A 25,904-nucleotide genomic window follows, 5' to 3' on the forward strand; every position below is an offset into this window, starting at 1 on the left:
AACGCAGGCATGGGAAGGTTTCCATGACGCCGATCGAGGAGGAGCCCATGAGCACGGTGCGGATGTTCGTCAACGGCCAGGCGATGCGCGGGGGGACGCTGCACGGCGCGCTGGCCGGGGCGGAGTTCCTCGGCGCCGCGGAGACCGCCGCGCGCTACCGCTTCCGCTCCTTCGGCGACTTCCCGGGCCTGGTCCCCGTCGCCGACGGGGGCGCCCGGATCGCCGGGGAGCTGTACGCCGTCGACTACGCGACCCTGCGCGACCAGCTGCTGCCCGGCGAGCCGCCCGAGCTGGAGCTCTCCGTCATCGAGCTGGCCGACGGCACCGGCAGCTGCTCGATGGTCGTGCGGGTCGGCGAGACCGGCGGCACCGACATCACCGAGCACGGCAGCTGGGCGGCCGCCTGCGCCGCCGGGGCGGCCTGATGCGGGCCGACCTCGTCGTCCGGGGCGGGACGGTCGTCACCGACGGCTGGTCCGGCCCGGTCGACGTCGTCGTCGCCGACGGCCGGGTCGCCGCCCTGGTCGAGCCGGGCTCGGTGCGGGCCGCCGACGAGGTCGACGCCTCGGGCCGGGTCGTGGTGCCCGGCGGGGTCGACCCGCACTGCCACGTCGGGTTCACCTCGGGCGACTTCACCTCCCTCGACGACCACCGGCAGTGCACCACCGCCGCCGTCGCCGGGGGCACGACGACGATCGTCGACTTCGCCATCCCCCGGCCCGGCCAGGCCCCCGCGGACGTCGCCGCGCTGCAGCGGGCCAAGGCGCCGGAGGGGCTGTGCGACTCCGCGCTGCACGCCAGCGTCGTGGAGTGGGACGGCACCACCGCCGAGCAGCTGCGCCAGCTGGCCGACGAGGGACTGCGCACGGTGAAGATGTTCACCACCTACCGCGGCGAGACGATGGCCGACGAGGACACCTTCCTGCGGGTGATGAAGACCCTCGGCCCGCTCGGCGGCATGGTCATCGCGCACTGCGAGGCCAACCACCTCATCGAGGAGCAGCAGGCCGAGCAGGCCGCCGCCGGGCGCATCTCCGCCGCGCACCACCACGAGACCCGGCCGGAGCTGGCCGAGGACGCCTCGGTCGCCCAGGTGCTGGCCATCGCCGAGTCGCTGGGCACGCCGGTGTACTTCGTGCACCAGTCGACGCCCACCGCGGTGGACCTGGTGGCCACCGCCCGCCGGCAGGGCGTCCGGGCGCACAGCGAGGCGGTCGCCCACCACCTCACCCTGGACGACGGCGTCTACGGCGGCGCGCACCCCGAGCGGTTCGTCTGCTGCCCGCCGCTGCGGCCGGCCGCCACGGTGCGCGAGCTGGGCACCCGGCTGGTCAGCGGCGCGATCGACACCGTGGGCAGCGACCACTGCTGCTACGACACGGCGCAGAAGACGACGATCGACTCCGACGTCCGGCTGATGCCCAACGGCCTGCCGGGCGTGGAGACCCGGCTGGTGGTCGTGCAGGACGCCTTCGTGCGCACCGGGCTGCTGTCCTGGGAGCGCTTCGTGGAGGTGACCGCGGCCGCGCCGGCCCGGCTCAACGGCATCTACCCGCGCAAGGGCAGCCTGCTGCCGGGGTCCGACGCCGACATCGCCGTCTGGGACCCGGCCGCGGCCCGGACCATCACCACGGCCGGCCTGCACATGGCCACCGACTACACGCCGTACGAGGGCCGGGAGGTGCGCGGCTGGCCCACGACGGTGCTGGTCGGCGGGCACGTCGTGGTCGACGGCTCCCAGGTGGTCGACGACACCGCCCGCGGCCGGCACCTGCCGGCCGCTCCGCTGCGCTGGTGAGGAGCGACCGATGAACCGCGACGACGTCGACTGGCGGGGCTACTGGCCGGCCGCCCCCACCCCGTTCACCGCCGACGGCGCGCTGGACGAGGCCGCCCTCACGGCGGTCCTGCAGCTGTACCGCGACCAGGGCGTGCACGGCGTGCTGGTCAACGGCACCACCGGCGAGTGGTTCGCCCAGTCGCCGGAGGAGCGCCGCCGGGTGGCCGAGGTGGCCGTCGCGGCGCTCGCGGGGTCGGGCATCCCGGTCGTGGTGGGCTGCAACAGCTACACCGCCGCCGAGACGATCGGGCTGGCCGAGCACGCCCGGCAGGCCGGCGCGGACGGCGCGCTGACCACCCCGCCGCCGTACGTGCACCCCTCCGACGCGGAGGTGCTGGCCTTCTACCGCACCGTCACCGAGGCGGTCGACCTGCCGTGGATGGTCTACAACTGGCCGCGCGGCACCGCGGTGGACCTGAGCGTGCCCGTGCTGTCCGAGCTCGCCGACCTGGACCGGGTCGTGGCGATCAAGGACAGCACCGGCGACGAGCTCAAGGCGCTGGAGGGCTGCGAGGCCGTGGTCGACCGGGTGCGGTTCTTCGGCCGGTTCATCCACCGCCGCGGGATGGCCTTCCTGACCGGCCTGGGCGGGGACGGCAACATCGACGGCGGCGCGCTCGGCGCCCCGTTCGCCGTCCCGTTCTACGAGGCCGTGTGGGCCGGCGACCTGGCCACCGCCCGGAGCTGGTCGGACCGGTACGGCGCCCTGGTGAAGGCCCTGGTCAACAACGACTACAGCGCCCGCTTCGCCTCACCCACCGCCCAGGTCAAGGCCGGGATGAACGTCCTCGGCCAGCCCGGCGGCTGGGTCCGGCCGCCGCTGCTGCCGCTCACCGACCCGGCGCTGCTGGCGCAGCTGCAGGCCGCGCTGCACGGCGCGGGACTGCGGTGACCGCAGCGACGGCCGACGTCGTCGTCATCGGGGCCGGCATCGTCGGGGCGGCCTGCGCCCACCGGCTGGCCACCGCGGGCCTGCGGGTCGTCGTCCTCGACCGCGGCCTGCCCAACGGCGAGGGGTCGGGGGCCAGCGCGGCGAACGTGCACGCCCAGGGCATCCACACCCGCCGGCCGGGGCAGACGGTGCCGGTCGACATCCGCCGGCTGATGCCGCTGCAGCGCGCCGCCCGGGAGCGCTGGGACACCCTGGACGCCGAGCTCGGCCGGCCCACCGGGCTGGTCGCCGGCGGCGGGTTCATGGTCGCCGAGACCGAGGAGCAGGTCGCCGACCTGGCGGCCAAGCACGGCTGGGAGGCCGCGGCCGGCATCGTCACCGAGCTGGTCGACGGCGACACCGCCCGCCGGGAGCTGCCGTTGCTGGGCCCGGGCGTGCTGGCCGCGTCCTGGTGCGCCGCGGACGCCCACGCCGACCCGGAGCTCGTCGTCCCGGCCTACCTGGCCGCCGCGGTCGACGCCGGCGCGGAGGTCCTGCCGCACTGCGAGGTCCGGGAGCTGCGGCAGGGCGCCACCGGCTGGACCGTCGTCGCCGGCGACCGGGAGTGGTCGGCGCCGGCCGTGGTCGACGCCGCCGGCCCGTGGATGGCCCGGGTCGCGGCGCTGGCCGGGCTGCGGATGGAGCTCACCCCGCTGGCCATCCAGATGCTGCGGCTGCCGACCGGGCCGGAGCGGCTCCCGTGGCTGGTGCAGCACGTCGGCGAGGGCTTCTCGGTCAAGGAGGACGCGCTCGGCCGGGTCGTCGTGGGCGGCGGCTGGCCGGCCGCGCCGTGGCAGCTGGACGAGCGCCCGGCCGTCGACCCGGCGAGCACGCGCGGCAGCCGCGACCAGCTCGGCCGGGTGCTGCCCGCCCTGGCTCGGCGCCCGGTCGAGGCGGTCTGGCCGGGGCCGCTGGGCGCCACCCCCGACGAGATGCCGGTGGTGGGGCCCCTGCTGCCCGGCCTGGTCGCCGTCGGCGGCACCTACTCCTTCACGCTGGCGCCGCTGTGGGCCGACGTGGCCGCGGCCCTGGTCACCGGGGGCCGTCCGCCGGTCGACCTCGCCGGCCTGGGCCCCGAGCGGCTGCTGCGGCCGGCGGGCACCGGCGGCTGACCGGGCCGGTCAGCGGCGCGGCGGCGGACCGGTCGAGCCGCGCGGCACCAGCACCGGCTCCACGACGTCCCGGTGCACGCCGGTGTCGGCGCCGGTGAGCTGCTCGACCAGCCGCACCACCGCCGCCCGGCCCATCTCGGTGGCCCGGTTGTCGACCACCGTCATCGGCGGGTGCCACCAGGCGAAGGACGGCTCGTCCTCGGTGCAGATCACCGACAGCCCCGACGGGACGTCGATGCGGCGCTCGGACAGCACGGCCAGGACGCCGGAGATCGCCTCGTGGTTGGTGATCAGCAGCGCGGTGGGCGGGTCGGGCAGCGCGAGCAGCCGCTCGGTGGCCGACCGGCCGAAGCCCGGCTCGAAGGGGCCGCGCTCGACCAGCGCCGGGTCGACCGGCAGCCCGGCCGCCCCCAGCGCCTCCACGATGCCCACGTGCTGCTCGCGGCCGGAGGTGAACCGGTCGAGGCCGCCGACCTCGGCGACCCGGGTGTGGCCGGCGGCGAGCAGGTGCTCGACGGCCAGCCGGCCCGCGGTGCCGTAGCCCGGCATCACCGACGTCGCCCGGGCCCCGGGCACCTCCCGGTTCATCGTCACCACCGCGGTGCCCTCGTCCAGCAGGGCGTTGATGCGGTCGTGGTTCCCGCCGGAGCCGGCGATCACCACGCCGTCGAAGTGGTGCTCGGCGACGGTGTCGAGGAAGGCCGCCTCGCGGGCCGGGTCGCCGTCGGTGGAGCAGACCAGCACCTGGTGCGCGGCGGTGACCCCCCACGCCTGCACGGCGTCGGCGATGGCGGTGAAGCTGGCGTTCCACAGGTTGTTGACCACCAGGCCGATCAGCCCGGTCCGCCGGGTGCGCAGGGCGCTGGCCATCCGGTTGGGCCGGTAGCGCAGGCTGCGCGCGGCCTCCAGCACCCTCTCCCGGGTGTCGGGCAGCACGCTGGGGTGGCCGGTCAGGGCCCGGCTGGCCGTGCTGGTCGACACCCCCGCCAGCTGCGCGACCGCGATGAGGGTCGCTGCCATGGCACGAACCTAGGGCAGCGGCCGGGTGCGCATTCCCGGTGACGCCGTGAGATCCCTCGCGGGTAGCCCGGCGACGGCGCGGGTAGGCCCAGGACCAGGTCGGTCGCGCGCCGTCGCGCTGCGTGCCGCCTCACTCTCGTCCGACCACCCGTCCCACCACCGGAGGACCCCGCATGGCCACCGTGCCCACGATCACCCTGAACAACGGCGTCGAGATCCCGCAGCTGGGCTTCGGCGTCTACCAGGTCAAGCCCGAGGAGACCGCGCAGGCGGTGCAGACCGCGCTCGAGGTCGGCTACCGGCACATCGACACCGCCGAGATGTACCGCAACGAGGCCGGCGTCGGCGAGGGCGTCCGCAACTCGGGCATCCCGCGCGAGGAGGTCTTCGTGACCTCCAAGCTCAACAACGGCTTCCACGCCCACGACGACGCGCTGGCCGCCTTCGACGGCACCCTCGCCGCGCTGCAGTTCGACTACGTCGACCTGTTCCTCATCCACTGGCCGCTGCCGGGCATCGACGTGGACTTCGTCGAGACCTGGAAGGCGATGGAGGAGATCTACCGCTCCGGCCGCGCCAAGTCGATCGGCGTCTCCAACTTCAGCGCCCACCACCTGCGCAAGCTGCACGGCGAGACCGACGTCGTGCCGGCGGTGAACCAGATCGAGGTGCACCCCTACCTCGCCCAGGACGAGCTGCGCGCGTTCAACGCCCAGCACCAGATCGCCACCGAGGCCTGGTCGCCGATCGCGCAGGGCAAGGTGCTCGACGACCCGGCGCTGCTGCGGGTGGCCGAGCGCGTCGGCAAGACCCCGGCCCAGGTCACGCTGCGCTGGCACGTCCAGCGGGGCGACATCGTGTTCCCGAAGTCGGTCACCCGCAGCCGGATCGAGGAGAACTTCGCGATCTTCGACTTCGAGCTCTCCGAGGACGACCTGCGCGAGATCACCGCGCTGGACCGCAACGAGCGCACCGGCCCCGACCCGGACACGTTCAACTACATCCCGGAATGACCTCCCCCGGGATCAGGTGACCTGATCCCGGCTGCTCCTGGCTCACGGCACGCGCTGAGCCAGGAGCACCGGAGCTGAGCCTGGACGCGACGGCCGCCGACCCCACCCGGGAAGGCGGCCGTCGCTGCGTCCCTCAGTCGGTGGTGACGAAGTCGATGAGCTCCTCGACCCGGCCGATCAGGGTCGGCTCCAGGTCGGTCCACACCTTCACCCGGGCGAGGATGCGCTGCGCCCAGACGTAGCCGGTGTCGTCCTCCCAGCCCAGCCGCCGGCAGACGCCGGTCTTCCAGTCCTCGCCGCGGGGCACGGTGGGCCACGCCTGGATGCCGACGACGGAGGGCTTGACCGCCTGCCAGATGTCGATGAACGGGTGCCCGACGACGAGTGCGTGCGCACCGGGGGCCCCGGCCCCCGTCCGCATGACCTCAGCGGCGATCCGGGTCTCCTTGGAGCCGGTGACCAGGTGGTCGACCAGGACCCCGAGCCGGCGGCCGGCCGAGGGGCGGAACTCGCGGACGATCCCGGGCAGGTCGTCGACGCCGTGCAGCGGCTCCACGACGACGCCCTCGATCCGCAGGTCGTGGCCCCAGACCTTCTCCACCAGCTCGGCGTCGTGCTTGCCCTCGACGTAGATCCGGCCCTCGCGGGCGACCCGGGCGCGCGCGCCGACGACGTAGGTCGACCCCGAGGCGCTGCGCTGCGGGCCGGAGGGTGCGTTCTGCTTCGGCCGCACCAGCACGACCGGCCGGCCGTCGACCCAGAAGCCGGGCCCGAGCGGGTAGGCCCGCACCTTGCCGAACCGGTCCTCGAGGTGGACGACGTCCTTCTCGCACCGGACGACGGCGCCGACGAACCCGCTGCTGGGGTCCTCGACGACGACGTCCTTCGCCGCCTCGACCTGCGGGACCGGCTTCTTCTTCGTGCGGGGGTGGACCAGGTCGTCGTACGGCGAACGTGGAGGCACCCGTCCATGCTCGGCGCGACCGGCGCCCCACCGCTGCCGCGACACGCCCGAGCTGCCGGACGGCTGCACCGTCCCGGCGTGTCGCACCTGGGCCGTGCGGCGGCGTGTCCGGGCCGATCGGAGGCGTGACCTGCGCGGACGGCCCCGGCGCGGCGGTCGGCCCGGCCGCTGCGTCCTCACGGAGGGTCAGATCGATCATGAACCCCCTGTTTCCGGATGTGCTGACCGGGCATCCCGGTGAGAGAGCGACCTCACATCCCCCGAGCAGAGGAGCGGAACCATGATCGGCACCGACACCCTCGACCGCGTGATCGGCGCAGACGTCATCGACGCCGAGGGCAACAAGATCGGCACGGCTTCCGAGGTGTTCCTGGACGACCAGTCCGGCAACCCCGAGTGGGTCACGGTGAAGACGGGTCTGTTCGGCACGAAGGAGACCTTCGTGCCGATCCGGAACGCCGACCTCACCGGCGACGGCCTGCGCGTACCCGTCAGCAAGGCGGCCGTGAAGGACGCCCCCAAGATCGACACGGACGGCCACCTCTCCCCGCAGGAGGAGGAGGAGCTGTACCGCTACTACGACATGGGCGGCACCGGCACCACCGGCACCGAGACCACCGGCCGGCACGGCACGGCCGAGTACACCCAGACCGGCACCGCGCAGACGACGACGAACACCGGCATGGGCGCGGGCATGACCGACCCGACCGGCGACACCACGGCGAACAGCACCGCCGGGTACACCGACACGAACCGTCACGGCACCAAGGGCCACGACACCTCGGGCCCGACCACGGACGACGCTATGACGCTGTCCGAGGAGCGCGTGAACGTCGGCACCCAGCAGGTCGAGGCCGGCCGCGCGCGGCTGCGCAAGTACGTCGTCACGGAGAACGTGACCCAGACCGTGCCCGTGTCGCACGAGGAGGTCCGGGTCACCCGCGAGCCCATCACCGACGCCAACGTGGGCAACGCGATGGACGGGCCGGCGATCTCCGAGGAGGAGCACGAGGTCACGCTGCACGCCGAGCGCGCCGTCGTGGAGAAGGAGGCCGTGCCGGTCGAGCGCGTGCGCCTGGACACCGAGACGGTCACCGAGCAGCAGCAGGTGAGCGAGACGGTCCGCAAGGAGCGCGTCGACACCGACGGCATCGAGGGCCAGGGCGTCGCCGGTCGCACGACCGGAGACAACCGCAGCTGAGGACGAGGCCGAGGACGCGATCAGCCGGGACGACGACCGCCGCGTCTGATCGCAGCACCCGCACCACCTGACAGACCCCACAGCACCCGCCCCGGCCGTTCGGGGCGGGTGCTGTGCTGTCCGGGCCGTCGGTCAGGATCGACGGCATGGCAGCAGCCCGGGTCGTGGTGGTCGGTGGCGGCATCGTCGGGGCGACGACCGCCTGGCAGCTCGCCCGGCGCGGCGTGGAGGTCGTCCTGGTCGAGTCCGAGGAGCCCGGGCGGGCCACCTCTGCCGGCGCCGGCATCGTGCAGCCCTGGCGGCCGGCGGCCGGCGGCCCCTGGGCCCGCTACAGCGACCTGGCCGGCGCCACCTGGCCCGGGCTCGCCGCCGACCTGGCCGCCGACTCCGGCCGCGACCCGAGCCACGCGACCGTCGGCGGGCTGACCGTCAGCCACGACCTCGCCGCGCTGCAGGGCATGGCCGAGGAGCTCGAGGCCGCCCGGGCAGCCCGCAGCTGGACCGGGCTGGGCCGCGTCGAGGTGCTCGCGCCGGGCCGGGCGGCCGAGAGCTTCCCGGTGCTGGACCCCTCGTTCGCCGCGGTCTGGAGCGAGGGCACCGGCCGCGTCGACGGGCGGGTCTTCCGGGACGCCGCCGTGGCCGCCGCCGAGCGGGCCGGGGCCCGCCGGTGGTCCGGCCGTGCCGAGCTGGTCGCCGCGGCCGGCCGGGTGCGGGGCGTGCGGGTCGACGAGGAGCAGCTGGACGCCGACGTGGTCGTGGTCGCCGCCGGGGCCTGGACGACGGCGCTGTGCGCACCGCTGGGGCTGGCGCTGGGCCTCGGGCCGATGCGCGGGCAGATCGTGCACCTGCAGGTCCCGGACGGGGGCACCGCGCACTGGCCGACGGTGATGACCCTCGACGAGGAGCACGGGCACCACTACCTGCTCGCCTTCCCCGGCGGCCGGGTCGTGGTCGGCGCCACCCGCGAGCCCGACGCCGGCTTCGACGACCGGGTGACCGCGGCCGGTCAGCGGCAGGTGCTCGACGCCGCGCTCACCCTCGCCCCGGGACTGGCCGGGGCGACGGTGCTGGAGACCCGGGTGGGCTTCCGTCCGGTGACGCCCGACGGGCACCCGCTGCTGGGCGCCGTCCCGGGGTGGGACGGACTGGTCCTCGCCACCGGGCTCGGCGCCAACGGGCTCACCTACGGCCCGCTGACCGGCGTGCTCGCCGCGGGCCTCGCGCTGGGCGAGGCGGCACCGTTCGACCTGACCCCCTTCACGCCCACCCGTTAGGACGCCCGCCCGGGTCCGGGCTCAGTCCTCCAGCGGCAGGGTGTCCCCGGGGCGCGGCATGACCGGGGCGCCGGCCTCCTCCTCCAGCACGTCGGCGGCCGAGCCGACGATGAGGTGGTCGGGCCGGCCGACCGCGGCGGCGTCCTTGCCGGTGTAGTCGAAGCGGTCCAGCACGTGCCGCATCGCCTCGAGCCGGGCGCGCTTCTTGTCGTTGCTCTTGATCACCGTCCACGGCGCGTGGGCCGTGTCGGTGTGCAGGAACATGGCCTCCTTGGCGTCGGTGTAGGCCTCCCACTTGTCCAGGCTGGCCAGGTCGGTGGGGGAGAGCTTCCACTGCCGCACCGGGTCGATCTGCCGCACGATGAACCGGCTGCGCTGCTCGCCGCGGGTCACCGAGAACCAGAACTTGACCAGCTGGATGCCGCTGTCGACGAGCATCCGCTCGAACTCCGGGGCCTGGCGCATGAAGAGCAGGTACTCCTCGGCGGTGCAGTAGCCCATCACCCGCTCGACGCCGGCGCGGTTGTACCAGGACCGGTCGAACATGACCATCTCGCCGGCGGCGGGCAGGTGCTGCACGTAGCGCTGGAAGTACCACTGGGTCTTCTCGCGCTCCGACGGCTTGTCCAGCGCGATCACCCGGGAGCCCCGCGGGTTGAGGTGCTCGGTGAACCGCTTGATCGTGCCGCCCTTGCCGGCGGCGTCGCGGCCCTCGAAGACCAGCACCAGCTCCTGCCCGGTCTCCTTCACCCAGCCCTGCAGCTTGAGCAGCTCGATCTGCAGCTTCCGCTTCTCGACCTCGTACTCGCGCCGCTCCATCCGCTCGCTGTAGGGGTAGCCCTCCCGCCAGGTGTCGACCCGGCGGCCCTCGGGGTCGAACAGCTCGCGGTCGTCGTCCCAGTCCTCGTCGGAGTTGGCGTCCGGCAGCGCGTTGAGCCGCCACCGGGAGAGGTCCGGGACGGGCGAGGGGATGCCCTCGGGTGCGCGGTCACGCAGGTGCTGGGACACGGGTCCTCCGGCGGTCACAGGGGCTGGCGGGGACGATCCTCCCGCCGCGCGGCCGCCTCCGCCTCCGCCAGGCTGCCGCCGCGCTCCAGCACCTCGCGGCTGGCCGGCACGCCGCGGGAGTCGATCACCGAGCCGGCGCCCGGCCGCAGCGGCACCTCCAGCTCCTCGTCGTCCCCGGGCACCACGTCGGAGGCCCGGGGCGCCGAGCGCAGGGCCAGCACCAGCAGCGCCACGAGCCCGGCCAGGACCACGGTCATGACGACGGCGGAGACCGCCGTCGGCGGTGCGGTGGTCAGCAGGTACGCGACCGCCGCCACCGCCGCGGCCGCCGGCAGGGTGACGACCCAGGCGACGGCCAGCCGGCCGAAGACCCCCCAGTCCACCGTGGCGCCGCGGTTGGCGGCCCCCACCCCGGTGACCGCGCCGGCGACCGTGTGCGTGGTCGAGACCGGGGCACCCAGCGCGGTCGACCCGAAGAGGGCCACGGCCGCGCTGGTCTCCGCGGCGAACCCGCTCACCGGCCGCAGCCGGGTGATGCTCGACCCCATCGTGCGCACCAGCCGCCAGCCGCCGGACATGGTGCCGGCCGCGATGGCGAGGTAGGCGCTGAGCGCCACCCAGTCCGGGATCGGCAGGTCGCCGTCGATCGGGGCGTCCAGGTGCCCGGTGCTCACCAGCAGCGCCGCGATGACGCCCATCGTCTTCTGCGCGTCGTTGCCGCCGTGCCCGAGCGAGACCGCGGCGGAGGAGACCAGCTGCAGGGCGCGGAAGCGGCGCTCGGTCCGCGGCACGTCCGCCCGGCGCAGCAGGGCGCCGAGCAGCGTCATCACGACCGAGCCGAGCAGCAGCCCGGCGACCGGGGAGACCAGGACGAACAGCGCCGTCTTCTCCACGCTCTCGCCCTTGATCGCCGACAGCCCGCCGGCGGTCAGCCCGGCACCCACCAGCCCGCCGACCAGGGCGTGCGAGGAGGAGGTGGGCAGGCCGAGGTGCCAGGAGGTGAAGTTCCAGACGACGGCGCCGAGCAGCGCCGCGAAGACGACGGCCGGCCCGAAGAACTCGGTGTGCACGGTCGACCCGACGGTGTTGGCGACCGCCGTCCCGACGAGGAAGAAGGCGGCGAAGTTCCAGCCGGCGGCCCACAGCACCGCCCAGCGGGGCTTGAGCACCCGGGTGGCGACCACGGTGGCGATCGCGTTGGCCGCGTCGTGGAAGCCGTTGGTGTAGTCGAACAGCAGGGCGAGGGCGATGAGCCCGACCAGGGTGAGGGTGGTGACGTCCACAGCGGGCACGGTGCCCGGTGCAGGGGGCAACCAGTTCCGCCCCGCGGTGAACCCTCGGTGAACTCAGGCCGCGACCGGGGTGCGCACGCGCTGCAGGTGGCCGATCAGCTCGTCGCCGATCCGCCCCCAGGTGCGGCCGGCCACCGAGGGGCGGGCCCGGGCAGCGGCCGCGGAGCGGGCGGCGGGGTCGTCGCGGAGCCCGGCGACCAGGGCGGCCAGCACCTGCGGGTCGTCGCCGGCCCACAGCCAGCCGTTCTCCCGGTGCCGCACCAGGTCCAGCGGGCCGCCGGACGCGGCCACGACCGCCGGCACCCCGGCGGCGAGCGCCTCCTGCACGGCCTGGCAGAACGTCTCGTCCGCGCCGGGGTGCACGAACAGGTCCAGCGAGGCGACGACCGCGCCGAGCTCGGCGCCGCCGAGCTGGCCGAGGAACCGCGCCCTCGGCATCGCCCGGGCCAGCGCCCGGCGCTGCGGCCCGTCGCCCACCACCACCAGCCGGACGCCGGGCAGCTCGCTGAGCGGGCCGAGCAGCTCCAGCCGCTTCTCCACCGCCAGCCGGGCGACGACGCCGACCAGCAGCTCGCCGCGGGGGGCCAGCGTCGCGCGCAGGGCGTCGTCCCGGTGGCGGGGCGCGAACTGCGCCAGGTCGACGCCCCGCGGCCACAGCGCGACCGGCCCGATCCCGTGCCGGGCCAGCTGGGCGGCGCTCGCCGAGGACGGCGCCAGGGTGAGGTCCGCCGTCCCGTGCACCGTGCGCAGGAAGCGCCAGGCCGCCGCGGCCCCGCCGGGCAGCCGGTAGCGCTGGGCGTAGGCGGCCAGGTCGGTCTGGAACACGGCCACCGCCGGGATGCCGAGCGTCCGGGCCGCGCGGCCGGCGGCCAGCCCGAGCACCGCGGGGGAGGCCAGGTGGACGACGTCGGGCGCGAGCCGGCGGAGCAGCGCGGTGAGGTCACCGGCCGGCCGGGCCAGGGCGAGCTGCCGGTACCGGGGCAGCCGCATCGCCGGCACGGTCAGCACCGGCACCAGCGCGCCGCAGCGGGACTCGTAGTCGGTGCCGGACGGTGCGACCACCACCGGGTCGTGCCCGCGGACGGCGAGGTGGTCCACCAGCCGGAGCACCGAGGTGACCACCCCGTTGACGGCGGGCAGGAACGTCTCGGCGACGACCGCCACCCGCAGCCCGGCCGGGCCGCCGGGGAGGTCAGGCAGCACGCGCCGCACCGGGACGCCGCACGCGCACCGGTGCCGGCACCCGCGGGCGGCGCGGGTGCGCGGTGACCACCGGCGGCCGCGCCTCGGTGACCTGCGCGATCGCGTACTCGGCGAGGGCGGCCAGCTCGCGCCGGTCGGCGCCGGCCGGGTCGAGCGCCGGCAGCAGGTGCACCTCGACGACCAGCCCGCGGGTGGCGACCACCCGGGCCAGGCTGCGGAACGGGGGTTCGCCGGCGAGCGAGGCGGCGACCGCGCTGGCCGCACCGCCGTCCACCCGGTACCGGACGGCGACCGGGCAGACCGGCGCGGCGGCGTCCACCGCGGCCTGGAAGAAGGCCGGCCGGAAGCGGCCGAGCTCCGCGCCGCACGACGTCGCCCCCTCCGGCTGCACGGTGACGGCGGTGCCGCCCGCCAGCAGGGCCGTGACCTGCGCGACCGTGCCGGGCAGCTCGCGGAGCCGGGACCGGTCGACCGTGACGACGCCGCTGCGGCGGACCAGCCGGCCGGCCTGCTCCCGGGGGACCACCGGCACGCCGGGGACGACCGTGCGCAGCGCGAGGGCGTCGAGCCAGGAGACGGAGTTGGCGACCACCAGCGGGCCGGAGCGCGGGCCGGCGACCGGCCAGGCGACGGGGGAGGCGTGCACCTCCACCCGGACCCCGGCCGCGGTCAGCAGCCGGGCGGCCGCGCACACGACCAGCCGGCGCCGGCCGCGGGCGCCGGTCAGCGGCACGCGCAGCGCGGCGACGCCCGCCCCGGCCAGCGCCCCGGTCAGCCGCCGCCACCGGTGCCGGCGCAGCGCGGGGTCGGCGGCCGGCGCCGGGTCGGCGGTGCAGCGGGGCGTGCAGGCGGAGCGGGGGAGCCACGGGCCGGACGTCGGGGCTGCGGTCACGTCGACACCTCGGGTGTCGGGAGGCCCCTGGACGAGGCCCGGACGCTGCCAGGTTCGACCGCCCAGGTGACCGGGTGGTGGCCGGAGCCTGGCGCGCCCCGGTCCGGACGGCGAAGACGTCGTCCGGCCGCGGGCTCAGCCGATCCGGCCGGCCAGCTCCTCGGCGTAGCTGCGGGCGGCGTCGGCCTCGGCGGCGGCCTGCCCGCGCAGGTCGGCCATCGCCGGCACCCGGTCGGCCAGGGTGAGCTGCAGGGTGATCACCGAGACCGCCATGCCGAAGGACCGGCCGAGCACCAGCTCCAGCGGCGGGACGGTGTGGTCCCAGCTGGCCTGCTCGCCGCCGGAGTCGTAGCTGGCGCCGCGGCTGGAGACCACCACGGCCGGGCGGCCGGCCAGCGGGCGGGCCTCGAACTCGCCGAACGGCACCGTGGTGCCGAGCACGTGCACGTGGTCGACCCACGCCTTCAGCGTCGAGGGCAGCGACCAGTTGTACATCGGGGCGCCGAGCAGCAGGACGTCGGCGGCCAGCAGCTCGTCGAGGTAGTCCTGCTGGCGGGCGGCGTCGGCCGGGTCGACGGACTCGCCCTCCGTGCGCAGCCGCGGCGCCCAGTGCAGGGCGGCGTCGGGCAGGTGCGGCGGCGGGTCGGTGTGCAGGTCGCGCGAGGTCACCGTGAAGTCCGCGCCACGCGCCTGCCACCCCCGGACGAAGGCGGCGGTGACCTCACGCGACGCGGACGTGCGCGGGTCGGCGGACGAGTCGAGGTGCAGCAGGTGCGGCATCGTGGGCCTCCCGGGTCGGGGTGCGCGGGGTCGCCGCACACCCCCACCCAAGCAGTCGCCGCCGAGCGGCCCGCCACCGGCCGTATCGTGCTGCGGTGATCACCCGGGACGACGTCCTCGCCGCGCAGCGGCGCACCGCCGGCCACGTCCGCCGCACGCCGCTGCTGCAGGTCGACGAGGACGCCTGGCTCAAGGCCGAGTTCCTCCAGCACACCGGGTCGTTCAAGGCCCGGGGCGCCTTCAACCGGCAGCTGGCCGCGGCGGAGCGGGGCGAGCTGGACCCGGCGACCGGCGTCGTCGCCGCGTCCGGGGGCAACGCCGGGATGGCACACGCCTTCGCCGCCCGGTCGATCGGCGTCCCGGCGACGGTCTTCGTGCCCGAGGGGACGCCCGCGGTCAAGGTCGACCGGCTGCACGCCTACGGGGCCGACGTCCGGGTGGCCGGCCGCGAGTACGCCGAGGCGTACGCCGCCGCGGTGGCCTTCGCCGCCCGGCGCGGCGCGGTGTTCTGCCACGCCTACGACCAGCCGGAGGTCGCCGCCGGCGCCGGCGTGCTGGCCGAGGAGGTGCTCGCCGACCTGCCGGACGCCGACACCGTGGTGGTCGCGGTCGGCGGCGGCGGGCTGCTGGCCGGGGTGCTGGCGGCGGTCGCCGGGCAGCTGCGGGTGGTCGCGGTGGAGCCGGTGACCGCGCCGACCCTGCACGCGGCGCTCGCGGCCGGCGAGCCGGTGGACGTCGCCGTCTCCGGGGTGGCCCGGGACTCGCTCGGTGCCCGGCGGGTCGGCGCGATCGCCTTCGAGCTCGCCGCCGCCGCACCGGACCTGGTCAGCCTGCTGGTCGGCGACGACGACGTGGTGGCGGCGCGGGAGCAGCTGTGGCGCGACACCCGGATCGCCGCCGAGCACGGGGCCGCGGCGGCGCACGCCGCGCTGACCTCGGGGGCCTACGTGCCGGCGCCCGGGGAGCGGGTGGTCACCGTGGTCTGCGGCGCCAACACCGACCCCGCCACGCTGGCCCCCGCCCGCTGACGTCGAGCCCGCTGACGTCGAGCACGCTGACGTCGAGCCCGCTGGTGTCCCGCGGGCTGGTGTCCCACGTGGAGCAGTGGCGGCGTCAGGGCAGCGCGACGCCGTCCAGGTAGCGCCACCCGCCGTCCTCCCGGACGAACCTGCTGTCCTCGTGCTGGCTGCCCGCCGTCCGGTCGACGACGGAGTGCGCACGGAACTCCACCGTCCCCTCGGCGGCGAGCAGCCCGCCGCCGGTCGTCGCGAGCACCTCCAGCGCCGTCCATCGGACCCGCGGGTCGAGGTCGAGGGCCGCCGGCCGGGTGCGGGAGTGCCAGGTGCGCAGCAGGTACGCCGGGTCGCCGACGGCGAACGCGCTGAACCGGGAGCGCATCAGCTGCTCGGCTGTGCCGGCGGTGGCCGTCCCGTCGTGCAGCCGGCCGCAGCACTCCGCGTAGGGCAGGCCGGTGCCGCAGGGGCAGCGTCGAGGGGCCACCGGGGCAGTCTCCCAGCCGGAACTCGGTTGACCGCCGTCGGACGCTGACAGGGTGCGGATGACGTTCCGGCGGATGGCCGACCGCCGGCCGGTGGAGACCCGGGTCGAGCGGGACGACGGCGTGGTGTTCGAGATGCGCGGGGCCGGCGGCGGGGCGGACCTGCCGCACGACCTGGTGCACGCGCTGGTCGAGACGGCGCTGCGGGTGCCCGACGGCATCTGGGGCTGCGTGGCCGACGGGGTGGTCTGGCAGAGCATGCGGCACGTGTCCGGCCGTCAGCCGCCGCACGCCGCCGAGCGCTCGGCGCAGCTGAAGCGACGGCGGGCGGCCGCGATCCAGCAGGCGGAGGGGCTCGCCGACCTGGTCCGCCGGCTGTCGCTCGGCGCGGAGGTGCTGCCCGGCGAGGTCGCCGCCTCCGGCTGGGCGGCGGGTGACCTGGCGGCGGCCGCCGCCGCGCTCACCGAGGCCCGCCGTCGCTGGGCGGCGCTGCGCCCCGGGGAGGTCTGGCAGCTGGACTGGCCGGCCGCGAGGCGCCGCTGACCCGGCTTTGCATGGTCATGCATGCCGGTGCATAATCGTCGTCGTGTCCAAGGTGCTCACCTCCCTGCCCGTCGGCGAACGCGTCGGCATCGCCTTCTCCGGAGGGCTCGACACCTCGGTGGCGGTCGCCTGGATGCGCGACAAGGGCGCGGTGCCCTGCACCTACACCGCCGACATCGGCCAGGCCGACGAGCCCGACATCGGCTCGGTGCCCGGCCGCGCCACCACCTACGGTGCCGAGATCGCCCGGCTGGTCGACTGCCGCGCCGCGCTGGTCGAGGAGGGCCTGGCGGCGCTGACCTGCGGGGCGTTCCACATCCGCTCCGGCGGCCGCAGCTACTTCAACACCACCCCGCTCGGTCGCGCCGTCACCGGGACGCTGCTGGTCCGCGCCATGCTCGAGGACGGCGTCCAGATCTGGGGCGACGGGTCGACCTACAAGGGCAACGACATCGAGCGGTTCTACCGCTACGGGCTGCTGGCCAACCCCTCGCTGCGCATCTACAAGCCCTGGCTGGACGCCGACTTCGTCACCGAGCTCGGTGGTCGCAAGGAGATGTCCGAGTGGCTGGTCGCCCACGGCCTGCCCTACCGGGACAGCGCGGAGAAGGCCTACTCCACCGACGCCAACATCTGGGGCGCCACCCACGAGGCCAAGGCCCTGGAGCACCTGGACGCCAGCGTCGAGCTGGTGCAGCCGATCATGGGCGTCCGGTTCTGGGACCCCGAGGTGGAGATCGCCACCGAGGACGTCACGATCGGCTTCGAGTACGGCCGGCCGGTGACCATCAACGGCCAGGAGTTCGGCAGCGCCGTCGACCTGGTGCTGGAGGCCAACGCGATCGGCGGCCGGCACGGCCTGGGCATGAGCGACCAGATCGAGAACCGGATCATCGAGGCCAAGAGCCGGGGCATCTACGAGGCGCCGGGCATGGCCCTGCTGCACGCCGCCTACGAGCGGCTGGTCAACGCCATCCACAACGAGGACACCCTGGCCAACTACCACAGCGAGGGACGGCGGCTGGGCCGGCTGATGTACGAGGGCCGCTGGCTGGACCCGCAGGCGATGATGCTGCGCGAGTCGCTGCAGCGGTGGGTCGGCATGGCCGTCACCGGCGAGGTGACCCTCCGGCTGCGCCGCGGGGAGGACTACTCGCTGCTGCAGACCTCCGGCCCGGCGTTCAGCTACCACCCGGACAAGCTGTCGATGGAGCGCACGGTCGACTCCGCCTTCGGCCCGGTCGACCGGATCGGCCAGCTGACCATGCGCAACCTGGACATCGCCGACTCCCGCGCCAAGCTGGAGCAGTACGCCCGGATGGGGATGGTCGGCGGTGCCACGCCGACGTCCATCGGCGCGGCCCAGGCGGCCTCGACCGGGCTGATCGACGCCTCGCAGGCCGGCGGGGCCGAGGCGATCGCCTCCCGCGGGACGGTCTCGGCCACCGACGAGCTGCTCGACCGGGCGGCCATGGAGGCCGGCACCGACTGACGAAGGACCCCCGTGCCCCCACCACTCGCGAGCTCGTGGCGGGGCTCGCCCCGGCCCTCCTGCAGGAGGGCCGGGGCGCCGCTGGTGCATCCGCCACGGGTGCCCGTGCCGAAGAGGGGGCGTGGACTCGGACACGCGGGCGCGGGAGCAGTGGGTGGTGCAGCCGTTGGTCGACGCGGGGCTGCCGCTGGAGGAGATCCGGGAGCTGCTCTTCCGGCTGGCCTTCGAGGACATCGTCAGCGAGGGCCGGGACACCCTGGCCTGCGCGGCCGGGCTCGCCGCCGGCCGGACGGTCGAGGTGCAGCAGGCGTGGTCGCGGACCATCGCCCGGATGCCCGCCCTGGGCCTGCCGGCCTGAGCCCGGGTCCGCCCGGCGTCAGCCGACCGGCGACCCGCCCGGTCCGTCGACGACGGTGAAGACACTGGTCAGGTCGGTGATCTCCAGCGGCCGCAGCACGGCCCGGCTGGTGCCGCAGCGCATCTGCAGCACCCGGCCCGCGCCCCCGGCCGCCCGGTGCACGGTGACCAGGGCGGTGAGGCCTGCCGAGCCCAGGAAGGTCACCTGCCGCAGGTCCAGCTCCACCACCGGGACGCCGGGCAGCTGCAGCACGTCCAGCACCCGGTCGACCAGCACCGGCGCGCCACGGGTGTCCAGCTCGCCGCGGACCCGGACCGTGCAGCCGTGCGGGCCGGCCGTCGTCAGGACGTCCAGATCGACGCCGGGGTCGACGCCGGGGTCGGGACCTGAGTCGGGGCCCAGGTCCGCGGGCAGTGCGGTCATCAGGGTCTCCGTCGGTCGCCGTGCGTGGGGCGGGCCGTTTACAGCGTAAAGCAACATCCACTCGGTGGGTGCGGTCGGTGCCCCGCCGTCGCCTACGGTGCACGGCGTGACGACTCCAGCTGCAGCCACCGCCCTCGTCCTGGCCGGCGGTGGCGTCGCCGGCATCGCCTGGGAGCTCGGGGTGCTGCGCGGGCTGGCCGACGCCGACCCGGCGCTGGCCGACCGGGTGCTCGCCGCCGACCTCGTCGTCGGCACCTCGGCCGGGTCGTCGGTGGCCGCCCAGGTCACCAGCGGGGTGCCGCTCGACGAGCTGTACGAGGCCCAGCTCCGCCCGGAGACGGCCGAGATCGAGGTGGACGTCGACCTGCCGGCGCTGGTCGAGCAGATCAACGCGGCCATGGCCGGCGCCGAGGGGCCGGAGGACGCCGGGCGGCGGATCGGCGCCCTCGCGCTGGCCGCACGCACGACCGACCCGGCCGCCCGGCTTGCCGCGATCGCCGCGCGGGTGCCCGTCCCGACGTGGCCGGAGCGCCGGCTGCTGGTCACCGCGGTCGACGCCCGGTCCGGCGCGCTGGCGGTGCTCACCAGGGACTCCGGCGTCGCCCTGGTCGACGCGGTCGCCGCCAGCTGCGCGGTGCCGGGGGTGTGGCCGCCGGTCGACCTCGCCGGCCGGCCGCACGTCGACGGCGGGGTCCGCTCGATGGCCAACTCCGACCTGGCCGCGGGCGCCGACCGGGTGCTGGTCCTGCTGCCCGCGCTGGAGGGGGCGCCCGCCCTGTGGGGCAGCAGCCTGGACGCCGAGATCGCCGCCCTCGCGCCGTCCGCGGTGCACGTCGTGCACGCCGACCAGGCCTCGGTCGACGCGTTCGGCACCAACGCGCTGTCCCCGGCGACGCGGGCGGCCTCGGCCCGGGCCGGTCGGGCGGTCGGTGCGGCCCAGGCGGCCGCGGTGGCGGCGCTGTGGTCGTGACCCTCAGTCGGTGAAGCAGGCGGTGAGCGCGCCCACCATCAGCGGGACGTCGAGCGCCGAGGCCAGCTCCCGGCAGGAGTGCATCGCCAGCATCGGGGCCCCGACGTCGACGGTCGGGATGCCCAGCCGGGTGGCGGTCAGCGGGCCGATGGTGCTGCCGCTGGGCAGGTCGGCGCGGGTGACGAACCACTGGACCGGCACCCCCGCGGCCGCGCACCGCTCGGCGAACCAGCCGCTGGAGGCCGCGTCGGTCGCGTAGGCCTGGTTGGCGTTCACCTTGAGCACCGGGCCGCCGCCCAGCTGCGGCCGGTGGGCCGGCTCGTGCCGGTCGGAGCGGGTCGGGTGGACCGCGTGCGCCATGTCGGCCGACACCAGCCGCGACTGCGCGATCGCCCGGGGCAGCGCCTGCGGGTCGCCGGCGTCCAGCACCGCGACCAGCCGCCGGACGACGTCCTCGAGGAAGCTGCCGCGCGCGCCGGACATCGAGCCGCTGCCCACCTCCTCGTGGTCGTTGCAGACCAGCAGCTGGGTGCGCGGGCCGGCGTCCGCGGCGAGCAGGGCGGTGAGCCCGGAGTGGCAGCAGGCCTGGTCGTCCAGCCGCGGCGCGGCGACCCAGCTGCCGTCGGCGCCGGCCCGGGCGGCCGGCTGGGTGTCGGCCAGCACGAGGTCGTGCCCGACGACGTCGTCCGCGGCCACCCCCAGCTCCGCCGCGAGCGCCGCGGCCAGGCCGGGCTCGCTGCCCAGGTCGCGCGACCAGACCGGCACCAGGTCGCGCTGCGGGTCGAGCGTCAGCCCCTCGCGGACGCTGCGGTCCAGGTGGATGGCGAGCGACGGCAGCCGCAGCGGCGCGCCGGGCAGCTGCACCAGCGCCGTGGTGCCGCCGCGGAGGGCGACCCGGCCGGCGACGGTGAGCTCGCGGTCCAGCCAGGTGTGCCACAGCCCGCCGCCGTAGGGCTCGACGCCGACCAGCCGGTAGCCGGCCTGCCGGACGTCGGAGTGCGGCCGGACCTTGAAGGTGGGCGAGTCGGTGTGCGCACCGACCAGCCGCAGGCCCGCCTCGGCCAGCGGTGCCGTGCCCACCCGGAACGCGATCAGGCTGCCGTGCCGGACGACGAAGTGCTCGGCCCCGGGCGCCAGCGACCAGGCGTCGGCCTCGGCGAGCTCGGTGAACCCGGCGGCGCGCAGGCGGCGGGACAGCTCGGCGACCGCGTGGAACGGCGAGGGGGAGGCGTCGACGAACGCGCGCAGGTCGTCACCGAGGGAGAGGTCCGGCATGCCGCCATCCTGCCCCGCCGCTCGACGGCGACCCGGAGCCGCCCGCTGGAGCCGCCTGCCCGACCGATGAGCCGGGCCGCTACCCGGCTCATCGGTCGGGGCGCCGGCTCACCCGCTCACGTCTCCAGCCAGCGCATCCCGGACGGCGAGTAGCGCTCGCCCGCCGTGACGCCGATCGGCGCGACCTCCTCGATCGCGGCGAGGTCGGCGGCCGTCAGCTCGACGTCCAGCGCGGACACGTTCTCCTCGAGGTTCGCCGTCCGCCGGGTGCCGGGGATCGGGACGACGTCCTCGCCCTGGGCGAGCACCCAGGCCAGCGCCAGCTGGGTCGGCGTCACGCCCTTGGCCCCGGCCAGCGCGACCACCCGGTCGAGCAGCTCGAGGTTGCGGGCGAAGTTCTCGCCCTGGAACCGCGGCGAGCTGCGCCGGAAGTCGTCCTCGGCGAAGTCGTCGACGCTGCGGATCTTCCCGGAGAGGAACCCGCGGCCCAGCGGGGAGTAGGGGACGAAGCCGATGCCCAGCTCGCGCACGGTGGCCAGCACGCCGTTGTCCTCGACGTCCCGGGTGAACAGCGACCACTCGGTCTGCACGGCCGACAGCGGCGCGGTGGCGTGGGCCCGGCGGATGCTCTCCGGCGAGGCCTCGCTGATGCCCAGGTACCGGAGCTTGCCCGCGGCGACGAGCTCACCGAGCGCGCCGAAGGTCTCCTCCAGCGGCACGGCCGGGTCGACGCGGTGCTGGTAGTACAAGTCGATCACGTCGGTGCCCAGCCGCTGCAGCGACCCGTCCACCGACGCCCGCACGTACTCCGGCGTCCCGTTGACGGCCCCGGTCCGGCGGCCCTCGCCGTCCAGCTCGTTGCCGAACTTGGTGGCCAGCACCACCTCGTCCCGGCGGGTGGCCAGCACCTGCCCGAGCAGCCGTTCGTTGGTCCACGGGCCGTAGACGTCGGCGGTGTCCAGCAGCGTCACGCCCAGGTCCAGCGCCCGGTGCAGGGTCTGCAGGTTCTCCGCGTCGTCGAAGGCGCCGTAGTAGGAGCTCATCCCCATGCAGCCCAGCCCCTCCGCCGAGACGGTGAGGCCCTGGGTGCCGAGTGCTCGTGTCCGCATGCCCCCAGTCTCGCCCCCGATGGGTCCGGTGCGCCGCCGCAGTCCCGGCCCCTGCTGCTCGGCCACCGGGTCGGCGTGTGACCGCGGCGGCCGTGCGGGTAGGGCGGGGACATGGCCGACGACGACATCGAGATCGACGCCCAGGGCGACAACACGTACCTGGTCGTCCAGCCCAGCGAGCTGGAGGACGTCCGCACCTACGTCACGGTCACCCCCGAGGCCCTCGACCGGCTGGGCGCCGACGACGAGGAGGACGTCGTCCGGCGCACCGTGGTCTTCCTGCGCCGGCACCAGGAGGTCGCCGACTTCCCCGAGGTCATCGACCTGGACGACGTGATCGCCGGCTACGACGACTACCTGGAGGCCATGGCCGCCGACTGACCGCGCGGCGGGGTGGGATGCTGCTGACGTGAGCCAGCCCACCCTCCCCGCTGACCCGGTCGCCCTCGGCCTCGCACTGGAGGGCACCGGCTACCTCCCCGACGAGGGCCTGGCCACCGCGGCGTACCTCGCGCTCGTCATGCACCGGCCGCTGTTCCTCGAGGGCGAGGCCGGGGTCGGGAAGACCGCGCTGGCCCGGGCGCTGGCCGAGGTCACCGGCCGGCCGCTGTACCGGCTGCAGTGCTACGAGGGCCTGGAGGCCAGCCACGCCCTCTACGACTGGGACTTCGGCCGCCAGCTGCTGCACCTGCGCGCCGCCGAGGCCGCCGGCACCGCCGAGCGCACCGAGGACCTCGAGGCCTCGCTGTACGACCGCCGTTTCCTGCTGGCCCGGCCGCTGCTGCAGGCGCTGGAGGACTCACCGGCGGTGCTGCTCGTCGACGAGGTCGACCGGGCCGACGACGAGTTCGAGGCCTTCCTGCTCGAGGTGCTCAGCGACTTCACCATCTCCATCCCCGAGCTGGGCACGGTTCGCGCCGAGACGCCGCCGCTGGTCGTGCTGACCTCGAACCGCACCCGCGAGGTGCACGACGCGCTCAAGCGCCGCTGCCTCTACCACTGGCTGGAGCACCCCGACTTCGAGCGCGAGGTGGCGATCCTGCGCCGGCGGCTGCCCGACGTCACGGAGACGCTGGCCCGCCAGGTGGCCGGGGCGACCGCGAAGCTGCGCACCCTGGACCTGCTCAAGCCCCCGGGCGTGGCGGAGGCGATGGACTGGGCGACCGCGCTGCACGCGCTGGGCGCCCGGGAGCTGGACCCCGACATCGCGGCCCGCACGCTGGGCGCGGTGCTCAAGTACCGCGAGGACACCGACCGCGTGCACGCGCTGGCCCGGGGGGCGCTGTTCGGTGCGTGAGGACGGCACCGCTCCAGCGCCGACCCGGGACGTCGTCACCACCGTCCTCGGGTTCGCCCGCACGCTCCGGCACGCCGGGGTCACCGCCTCGCCCGACCGGGTCGAGGCGATGCTGGACGCCGTCGGGCACCTCGACGTCCTGGACGCCACCGCCGTCTACTGGGCCGGCCGGCTGACGCTGTGCGGCAGCCCCGACGACCTCGACCGCTACGACGCCGCCTTCTCCGCGTACTTCGGCGGCGAGGCGCCGCGGCCGCGGAAGAGCGCCGGCGCCGAGCAGCCGCGGGTGGTGCAGAGCGCCCCGATGGACGTCGGGCAGGGCGGCGAGGACGGCGGCGACCCCACCGACCTGGCCACCCGGGCCAGCGGGCAGGAGGTGCTGCGGCACCGCGACGTCGCCGACCTGACCGTGCCCGAGCGGGAGCAGCTGCGCCGGCTGTTCGCGCTGCTCGTGCCGGCCGCCCCGATGCGCGCCTCCCGCCGGCGCAGCCCGTCGGCGCACGGCTCGGTGCACCGCGCCCGCACCGTGCGGCGGGCGCTGCGCGACGGCGGCGAGATCACCCGGCTGGCGCACCACCGGGCCCGCCCCCGCCCGCGCCGGGTGGTGCTGCTGGTCGACGTCTCCGGCTCGATGAGCCCCTACGCCGACGCGCTGCTGCGGTTCGCGCACGCCGCCGTCCGGGCCCGGCCGGCCAGCACCGAGGTGTTCACCATCGGCACCCGGCTGACCCGGGTGACCCGCGAGCTGCGGCTGCGCGACCCGGACAAGGCGCTGGCCGCCAGCGGCTCGGCGATCCCGGACTGGTCCGGCGGCACCCGGATCGGCGAGGTGCTCAAGGCGTTCCTGGACCGCTGGGGGCAGCGCGGGACCGCCCGGGGCGCGGTCGTCGTCGTCTGCAGCGACGGCTGGGAACGCGGTGGCGCCGACCTGCTGGCCGAGCAGATGGCCCGGTTGCAGCGGCTGGCGCACGCCGTCGTCTGGGTCAACCCGCACAAGGGGCGGCACGGCTACGAGCCGCTCACCGCGGGCATGGTCGCGGCGCTGCCGAGCGTTGACCACTTCGTCGCCGGGCACAGCCTGGCCGCCTTCGAGGAACTGGTAGGGGTGATGACCCGTGCTTGAAGGACCTCGATCCCCTCACCACTCGCAAGCTCGCGGCGAGCCTGATCGAGGCCGACTGATGCTGGAGGAAGCACATGCGTGACGTCTTGGACGACCTGGTCGGGTGGTGGCAGGCGGGGCAGACCGTCGGCGTGGGCACCGTGGTGGGCACCTGGCGGTCGGCACCGCGGCCACCGGGTGCGTCGATGCTGGTCGGCCCGGACGGCACCGCGGTCGGCAGCGTCTCCGGCGGCTGCGTCGAGGGCGCGGTCTACGAGGAGGCCACCGACGTCGTGGCCACCGGCGAGCCGACCCTGCGGCGCTACGGCGTCAGCGACGACGACGCCTTCGCCGTGGGCCTGACCTGCGGCGGGATCCTCGACGTCTACGTGGAGTCGATCTCCCGGGAGTCCTTCCCCGAGCTGGGCGAGGTGGCCGAGTCGGTCGGCGCGCACGAGCCGGTCGCCGTCGTCACCTGCGTCAAGGGCCCCGACGACCGGCTGGGCCGGCGGATGGTGCTCTGGCCGGACCGGCTGTCGGGCTCCTTCGGTGAGCAGCACCTCGACGACGCCGTCGCCGACGACGCCCGCGGCCTGCTCGCGGCCGGCCGGACGGCGACGCTCACCTACGGCCACGACGGCGAGCGGCGCGGCGACGACCTCACCCTGTTCGTCTCCTCCTTCGCCCCGCCGGCCCGGATGGTCGTCTTCGGCGCCATCGACTTCGCCGCCGCCGTCGCCCGGGTCGGGTCCTTCCTCGGCTACCGGGTCACCGTCTGCGACGCCCGGCCGGTGTTCGCCACCACCCGCCGCTTCCCCGACGCCGACGAGGTGGTCGTGGAGTGGCCGCACCGGTACCTGCAGGCCGAGGCGGACGCCGGGCGCATCGACGAGCGCACGGTGCTCTGCGTGCTCACCCACGACCCGAAGTTCGACGTCCCGCTGCTGGAGGTCGCCCTGCGGCTGCCGGTCGCCTACGTCGGGGCGATGGGCTCCCGGCGCACCCACGACGAGCGGCTGGACCGGCTGCGCGAGGCCGGGCTCAAGGACGACGAGCTGGAGCGCCTGTCCTCGCCGATCGGGCTGGACCTGGGCGCCCGGACGCCGGAGGAGACCGCCGTGTCGATCGCCGCGGAGATCATCTCCGGCCGCTGGGGCGGCTCCGGCGAGCGGCTGACCGAGATCGCCGGCCCCATCCACCGCACCGCCGACCGCTAGCTCCCAGGGCGGAGATGGCCATCTCCGCCCTCCTCCGTGGGGCGGAGATGGCCATCTTCGCCCCACGGTGGGGTCGAACGCGATGATCGA

At 75.6% G+C, this 25,904-nt stretch carries 27 protein-coding genes; 16 read left to right on the forward strand and 11 right to left on the reverse strand.

The window, feature by feature from the left end; all coding sequences use genetic code 11:
- The first annotated feature begins 47 nt into the window (after positions 1-47).
- Genes HL054_RS11275 through HL054_RS11290 form a run of 4 tightly spaced genes read left to right on the forward strand, consistent with a single transcriptional unit; the run spans position 48 to position 3,883 of the window.
- Entirely contained in the window at positions 48-425 is a 378-nt protein-coding gene (locus HL054_RS11275) for an allophanate hydrolase-related protein (RefSeq protein WP_369139098.1), read from the forward strand.
- Entirely contained in the window at positions 425-1,798 is a 1,374-nt protein-coding gene (gene hydA, locus HL054_RS11280) for a dihydropyrimidinase (RefSeq protein ID WP_369139099.1), read from the forward strand. Before HL054_RS11275 ends, hydA begins: the two co-directional genes overlap by 1 nt.
- Before the next feature lie 10 nt (positions 1,799-1,808).
- Positions 1,809-2,732 (forward strand): dihydrodipicolinate synthase family protein, encoded by a 924-nt coding sequence (locus tag HL054_RS11285; RefSeq protein WP_369139100.1) that lies wholly within the window; start codon positions 1,809-1,811, stop codon positions 2,730-2,732.
- Positions 2,729-3,883: an NAD(P)/FAD-dependent oxidoreductase gene (locus HL054_RS11290; RefSeq protein ID WP_369139101.1), complete on the forward strand. Its 1,155-nt coding sequence runs from the start codon at positions 2,729-2,731 to the stop codon at positions 3,881-3,883. The genes HL054_RS11285 and HL054_RS11290 overlap by 4 nt, the downstream gene beginning before the upstream one ends.
- Before the next feature lie 9 nt (positions 3,884-3,892).
- Here HL054_RS11290 and HL054_RS11295 read toward each other — a convergent pair whose 3' ends face one another.
- On the reverse strand, positions 3,893-4,903 hold the full coding sequence (locus tag HL054_RS11295) for a LacI family DNA-binding transcriptional regulator (RefSeq protein ID WP_369139102.1): 1,011 nt from the start codon (positions 4,901-4,903) through the stop codon (positions 3,893-3,895).
- Positions 4,904-5,076: 173 nt separating this feature from the next.
- On the opposite strand from HL054_RS11295, the gene HL054_RS11300 reads away from it, so the two are divergent.
- Positions 5,077-5,916 (forward strand): aldo/keto reductase, encoded by an 840-nt coding sequence (locus HL054_RS11300; RefSeq protein ID WP_369139103.1) that lies wholly within the window; start codon positions 5,077-5,079, stop codon positions 5,914-5,916.
- Between the two features lie 133 nt (positions 5,917-6,049).
- Here HL054_RS11300 and HL054_RS11305 read toward each other — a convergent pair whose 3' ends face one another.
- Complete coding sequence (locus HL054_RS11305; protein ID WP_369139104.1) at positions 6,050-6,880, reverse strand: DUF3097 domain-containing protein; 831 nt, start codon at positions 6,878-6,880, stop codon at positions 6,050-6,052.
- Between the two features lie 280 nt (positions 6,881-7,160).
- Here HL054_RS11305 and HL054_RS11310 point away from each other — a divergent pair, with 280 nt between their 5' ends.
- Positions 7,161-8,081, forward strand: coding sequence for a DUF2382 domain-containing protein (locus tag HL054_RS11310; protein ID WP_369139105.1), 921 nt, complete (start codon positions 7,161-7,163; stop codon positions 8,079-8,081).
- A gap of 146 nt (positions 8,082-8,227) precedes the next feature.
- A complete protein-coding gene (locus HL054_RS11315) occupies positions 8,228-9,355 on the forward strand; it encodes an NAD(P)/FAD-dependent oxidoreductase (protein ID WP_369139106.1) in 1,128 nt (375 codons plus the stop codon).
- Positions 9,356-9,376: 21 nt separating this feature from the next.
- Here the strand turns inward: HL054_RS11315 and ppk2 are convergent, their stop codons facing one another.
- From ppk2 to HL054_RS11340, 5 genes are all read right to left on the reverse strand, one after another.
- A complete protein-coding gene (gene ppk2, locus HL054_RS11320; RefSeq protein WP_369139107.1) occupies positions 9,377-10,363 on the reverse strand; it encodes a polyphosphate kinase 2 in 987 nt (328 codons plus the stop codon).
- Positions 10,364-10,377: 14 nt separating this feature from the next.
- Positions 10,378-11,646, reverse strand: coding sequence for an inorganic phosphate transporter (locus tag HL054_RS11325; RefSeq protein WP_369139108.1), 1,269 nt, complete (start codon positions 11,644-11,646; stop codon positions 10,378-10,380).
- 63 nt (positions 11,647-11,709) lie between these two features.
- Positions 11,710-12,858 (reverse strand): glycosyltransferase family 4 protein, encoded by a 1,149-nt coding sequence (locus tag HL054_RS11330; protein ID WP_369139109.1) that lies wholly within the window; start codon positions 12,856-12,858, stop codon positions 11,710-11,712.
- Positions 12,848-13,750 carry a lysophospholipid acyltransferase family protein gene (locus HL054_RS11335; RefSeq protein ID WP_369139110.1) on the reverse strand — a complete coding sequence of 301 codons (903 nt, stop codon included), beginning with the start codon at positions 13,748-13,750 and terminating at the stop codon, positions 12,848-12,850. The genes HL054_RS11330 and HL054_RS11335 overlap by 11 nt, the downstream gene beginning before the upstream one ends.
- A gap of 135 nt (positions 13,751-13,885) precedes the next feature.
- Positions 13,886-14,530, reverse strand: coding sequence for an FMN-dependent NADH-azoreductase (locus HL054_RS11340; protein ID WP_369139111.1), 645 nt, complete (start codon positions 14,528-14,530; stop codon positions 13,886-13,888).
- Between the two features lie 95 nt (positions 14,531-14,625).
- On the opposite strand from HL054_RS11340, the gene HL054_RS11345 reads away from it, so the two are divergent.
- Entirely contained in the window at positions 14,626-15,558 is a 933-nt protein-coding gene (locus HL054_RS11345) for a serine/threonine dehydratase (RefSeq protein WP_369139112.1), read from the forward strand.
- Positions 15,559-15,643: 85 nt separating this feature from the next.
- Here the strand turns inward: HL054_RS11345 and HL054_RS11350 are convergent, their stop codons facing one another.
- The gene (locus tag HL054_RS11350) at positions 15,644-16,030 is read right to left on the reverse strand and encodes a YchJ family protein (protein WP_369139113.1); all 387 of its coding nucleotides are present in this window, start codon (positions 16,028-16,030) and stop codon (positions 15,644-15,646) included.
- A gap of 52 nt (positions 16,031-16,082) precedes the next feature.
- On the opposite strand from HL054_RS11350, the gene HL054_RS11355 reads away from it, so the two are divergent.
- The 3 genes from HL054_RS11355 to HL054_RS11365 all read left to right on the forward strand — a co-directional run bounded on the left by HL054_RS11355 (position 16,083) and on the right by HL054_RS11365 (position 18,421).
- The gene (locus HL054_RS11355; protein WP_369139114.1) at positions 16,083-16,571 is read left to right on the forward strand and encodes a hypothetical protein; all 489 of its coding nucleotides are present in this window, start codon (positions 16,083-16,085) and stop codon (positions 16,569-16,571) included.
- Between the two features lie 43 nt (positions 16,572-16,614).
- Positions 16,615-18,063, forward strand: a complete 1,449-nt coding sequence (gene argG, locus HL054_RS11360; protein WP_369139115.1) for an argininosuccinate synthase — start codon at positions 16,615-16,617, stop codon at positions 18,061-18,063.
- Positions 18,064-18,184: 121 nt separating this feature from the next.
- Positions 18,185-18,421 carry a hypothetical protein gene (locus HL054_RS11365; RefSeq protein ID WP_369139116.1) on the forward strand — a complete coding sequence of 79 codons (237 nt, stop codon included), beginning with the start codon at positions 18,185-18,187 and terminating at the stop codon, positions 18,419-18,421.
- Between the two features lie 18 nt (positions 18,422-18,439).
- Here HL054_RS11365 and HL054_RS11370 read toward each other — a convergent pair whose 3' ends face one another.
- Positions 18,440-18,844, reverse strand: a complete 405-nt coding sequence (locus HL054_RS11370; RefSeq protein WP_369139117.1) for an STAS domain-containing protein — start codon at positions 18,842-18,844, stop codon at positions 18,440-18,442.
- A gap of 106 nt (positions 18,845-18,950) precedes the next feature.
- On the opposite strand from HL054_RS11370, the gene HL054_RS11375 reads away from it, so the two are divergent.
- A complete protein-coding gene (locus HL054_RS11375) occupies positions 18,951-19,814 on the forward strand; it encodes a patatin-like phospholipase family protein (RefSeq protein WP_369139118.1) in 864 nt (287 codons plus the stop codon).
- Positions 19,815-19,817: 3 nt separating this feature from the next.
- Here the strand turns inward: HL054_RS11375 and HL054_RS11380 are convergent, their stop codons facing one another.
- Both HL054_RS11380 and HL054_RS11385 read right to left on the reverse strand, forming a co-directional pair.
- Positions 19,818-21,089, reverse strand: a complete 1,272-nt coding sequence (locus HL054_RS11380; RefSeq protein WP_369139119.1) for a M18 family aminopeptidase — start codon at positions 21,087-21,089, stop codon at positions 19,818-19,820.
- Positions 21,090-21,205: 116 nt separating this feature from the next.
- Entirely contained in the window at positions 21,206-22,198 is a 993-nt protein-coding gene (locus HL054_RS11385; protein ID WP_369139120.1) for an aldo/keto reductase, read from the reverse strand.
- A 111-nt stretch (positions 22,199-22,309) separates the two neighbouring features.
- Here HL054_RS11385 and HL054_RS11390 point away from each other — a divergent pair, with 111 nt between their 5' ends.
- The 4 genes from HL054_RS11390 to HL054_RS11405 all read left to right on the forward strand — a co-directional run bounded on the left by HL054_RS11390 (position 22,310) and on the right by HL054_RS11405 (position 25,814).
- Entirely contained in the window at positions 22,310-22,579 is a 270-nt protein-coding gene (locus HL054_RS11390) for a hypothetical protein (RefSeq protein ID WP_369139121.1), read from the forward strand.
- Positions 22,580-22,607: 28 nt separating this feature from the next.
- Positions 22,608-23,495: an AAA family ATPase gene (locus HL054_RS11395; RefSeq protein WP_369139122.1), complete on the forward strand. Its 888-nt coding sequence runs from the start codon at positions 22,608-22,610 to the stop codon at positions 23,493-23,495.
- Positions 23,488-24,618 (forward strand): vWA domain-containing protein, encoded by a 1,131-nt coding sequence (locus HL054_RS11400; protein ID WP_369139123.1) that lies wholly within the window; start codon positions 23,488-23,490, stop codon positions 24,616-24,618. Before HL054_RS11395 ends, HL054_RS11400 begins: the two co-directional genes overlap by 8 nt.
- 74 nt (positions 24,619-24,692) lie before the next feature.
- Positions 24,693-25,814: an XdhC family protein gene (locus tag HL054_RS11405; RefSeq protein WP_369139124.1), complete on the forward strand. Its 1,122-nt coding sequence runs from the start codon at positions 24,693-24,695 to the stop codon at positions 25,812-25,814.
- Positions 25,815-25,904 lie beyond the last annotated feature (90 nt).

The organism is Modestobacter versicolor (genome assembly GCF_041028285.1).
Classification (GTDB): domain Bacteria; phylum Actinomycetota; class Actinomycetes; order Mycobacteriales; family Geodermatophilaceae; genus Modestobacter; species Modestobacter versicolor_A.

Coding starts and splice junctions, on each gene's coding strand:
- HL054_RS11385 (WP_369139120.1), bottom strand. CDS start 22,198: ATGCGGACACGAGCACTCGGCACCCAGGGCCTCACCGTCTCGGCGGAG.
- HL054_RS11300 (WP_369139103.1), top strand. CDS start 5,077: ATGGCCACCGTGCCCACGATCACCCTGAACAACGGCGTCGAGATCCCG.
- HL054_RS11340 (WP_369139111.1), bottom strand. CDS start 14,530: ATGCCGCACCTGCTGCACCTCGACTCGTCCGCCGACCCGCGCACGTCC.
- HL054_RS11285 (WP_369139100.1), top strand. CDS start 1,809: ATGAACCGCGACGACGTCGACTGGCGGGGCTACTGGCCGGCCGCCCCC.
- HL054_RS11405 (WP_369139124.1), top strand. CDS start 24,693: ATGCGTGACGTCTTGGACGACCTGGTCGGGTGGTGGCAGGCGGGGCAG.
- HL054_RS11380 (WP_369139119.1), bottom strand. CDS start 21,089: ATGCCGGACCTCTCCCTCGGTGACGACCTGCGCGCGTTCGTCGACGCC.
- HL054_RS11295 (WP_369139102.1), bottom strand. CDS start 4,903: ATGGCAGCGACCCTCATCGCGGTCGCGCAGCTGGCGGGGGTGTCGACC.
- HL054_RS11310 (WP_369139105.1), top strand. CDS start 7,161: ATGATCGGCACCGACACCCTCGACCGCGTGATCGGCGCAGACGTCATC.
- HL054_RS11315 (WP_369139106.1), top strand. CDS start 8,228: ATGGCAGCAGCCCGGGTCGTGGTGGTCGGTGGCGGCATCGTCGGGGCG.
- HL054_RS11370 (WP_369139117.1), bottom strand. CDS start 18,844: ATGACCGCACTGCCCGCGGACCTGGGCCCCGACTCAGGTCCCGACCCC.
- hydA (WP_369139099.1), top strand. CDS start 425: ATGCGGGCCGACCTCGTCGTCCGGGGCGGGACGGTCGTCACCGACGGC.
- HL054_RS11390 (WP_369139121.1), top strand. CDS start 22,310: ATGGCCGACGACGACATCGAGATCGACGCCCAGGGCGACAACACGTAC.
- HL054_RS11275 (WP_369139098.1), top strand. CDS start 48: ATGAGCACGGTGCGGATGTTCGTCAACGGCCAGGCGATGCGCGGGGGG.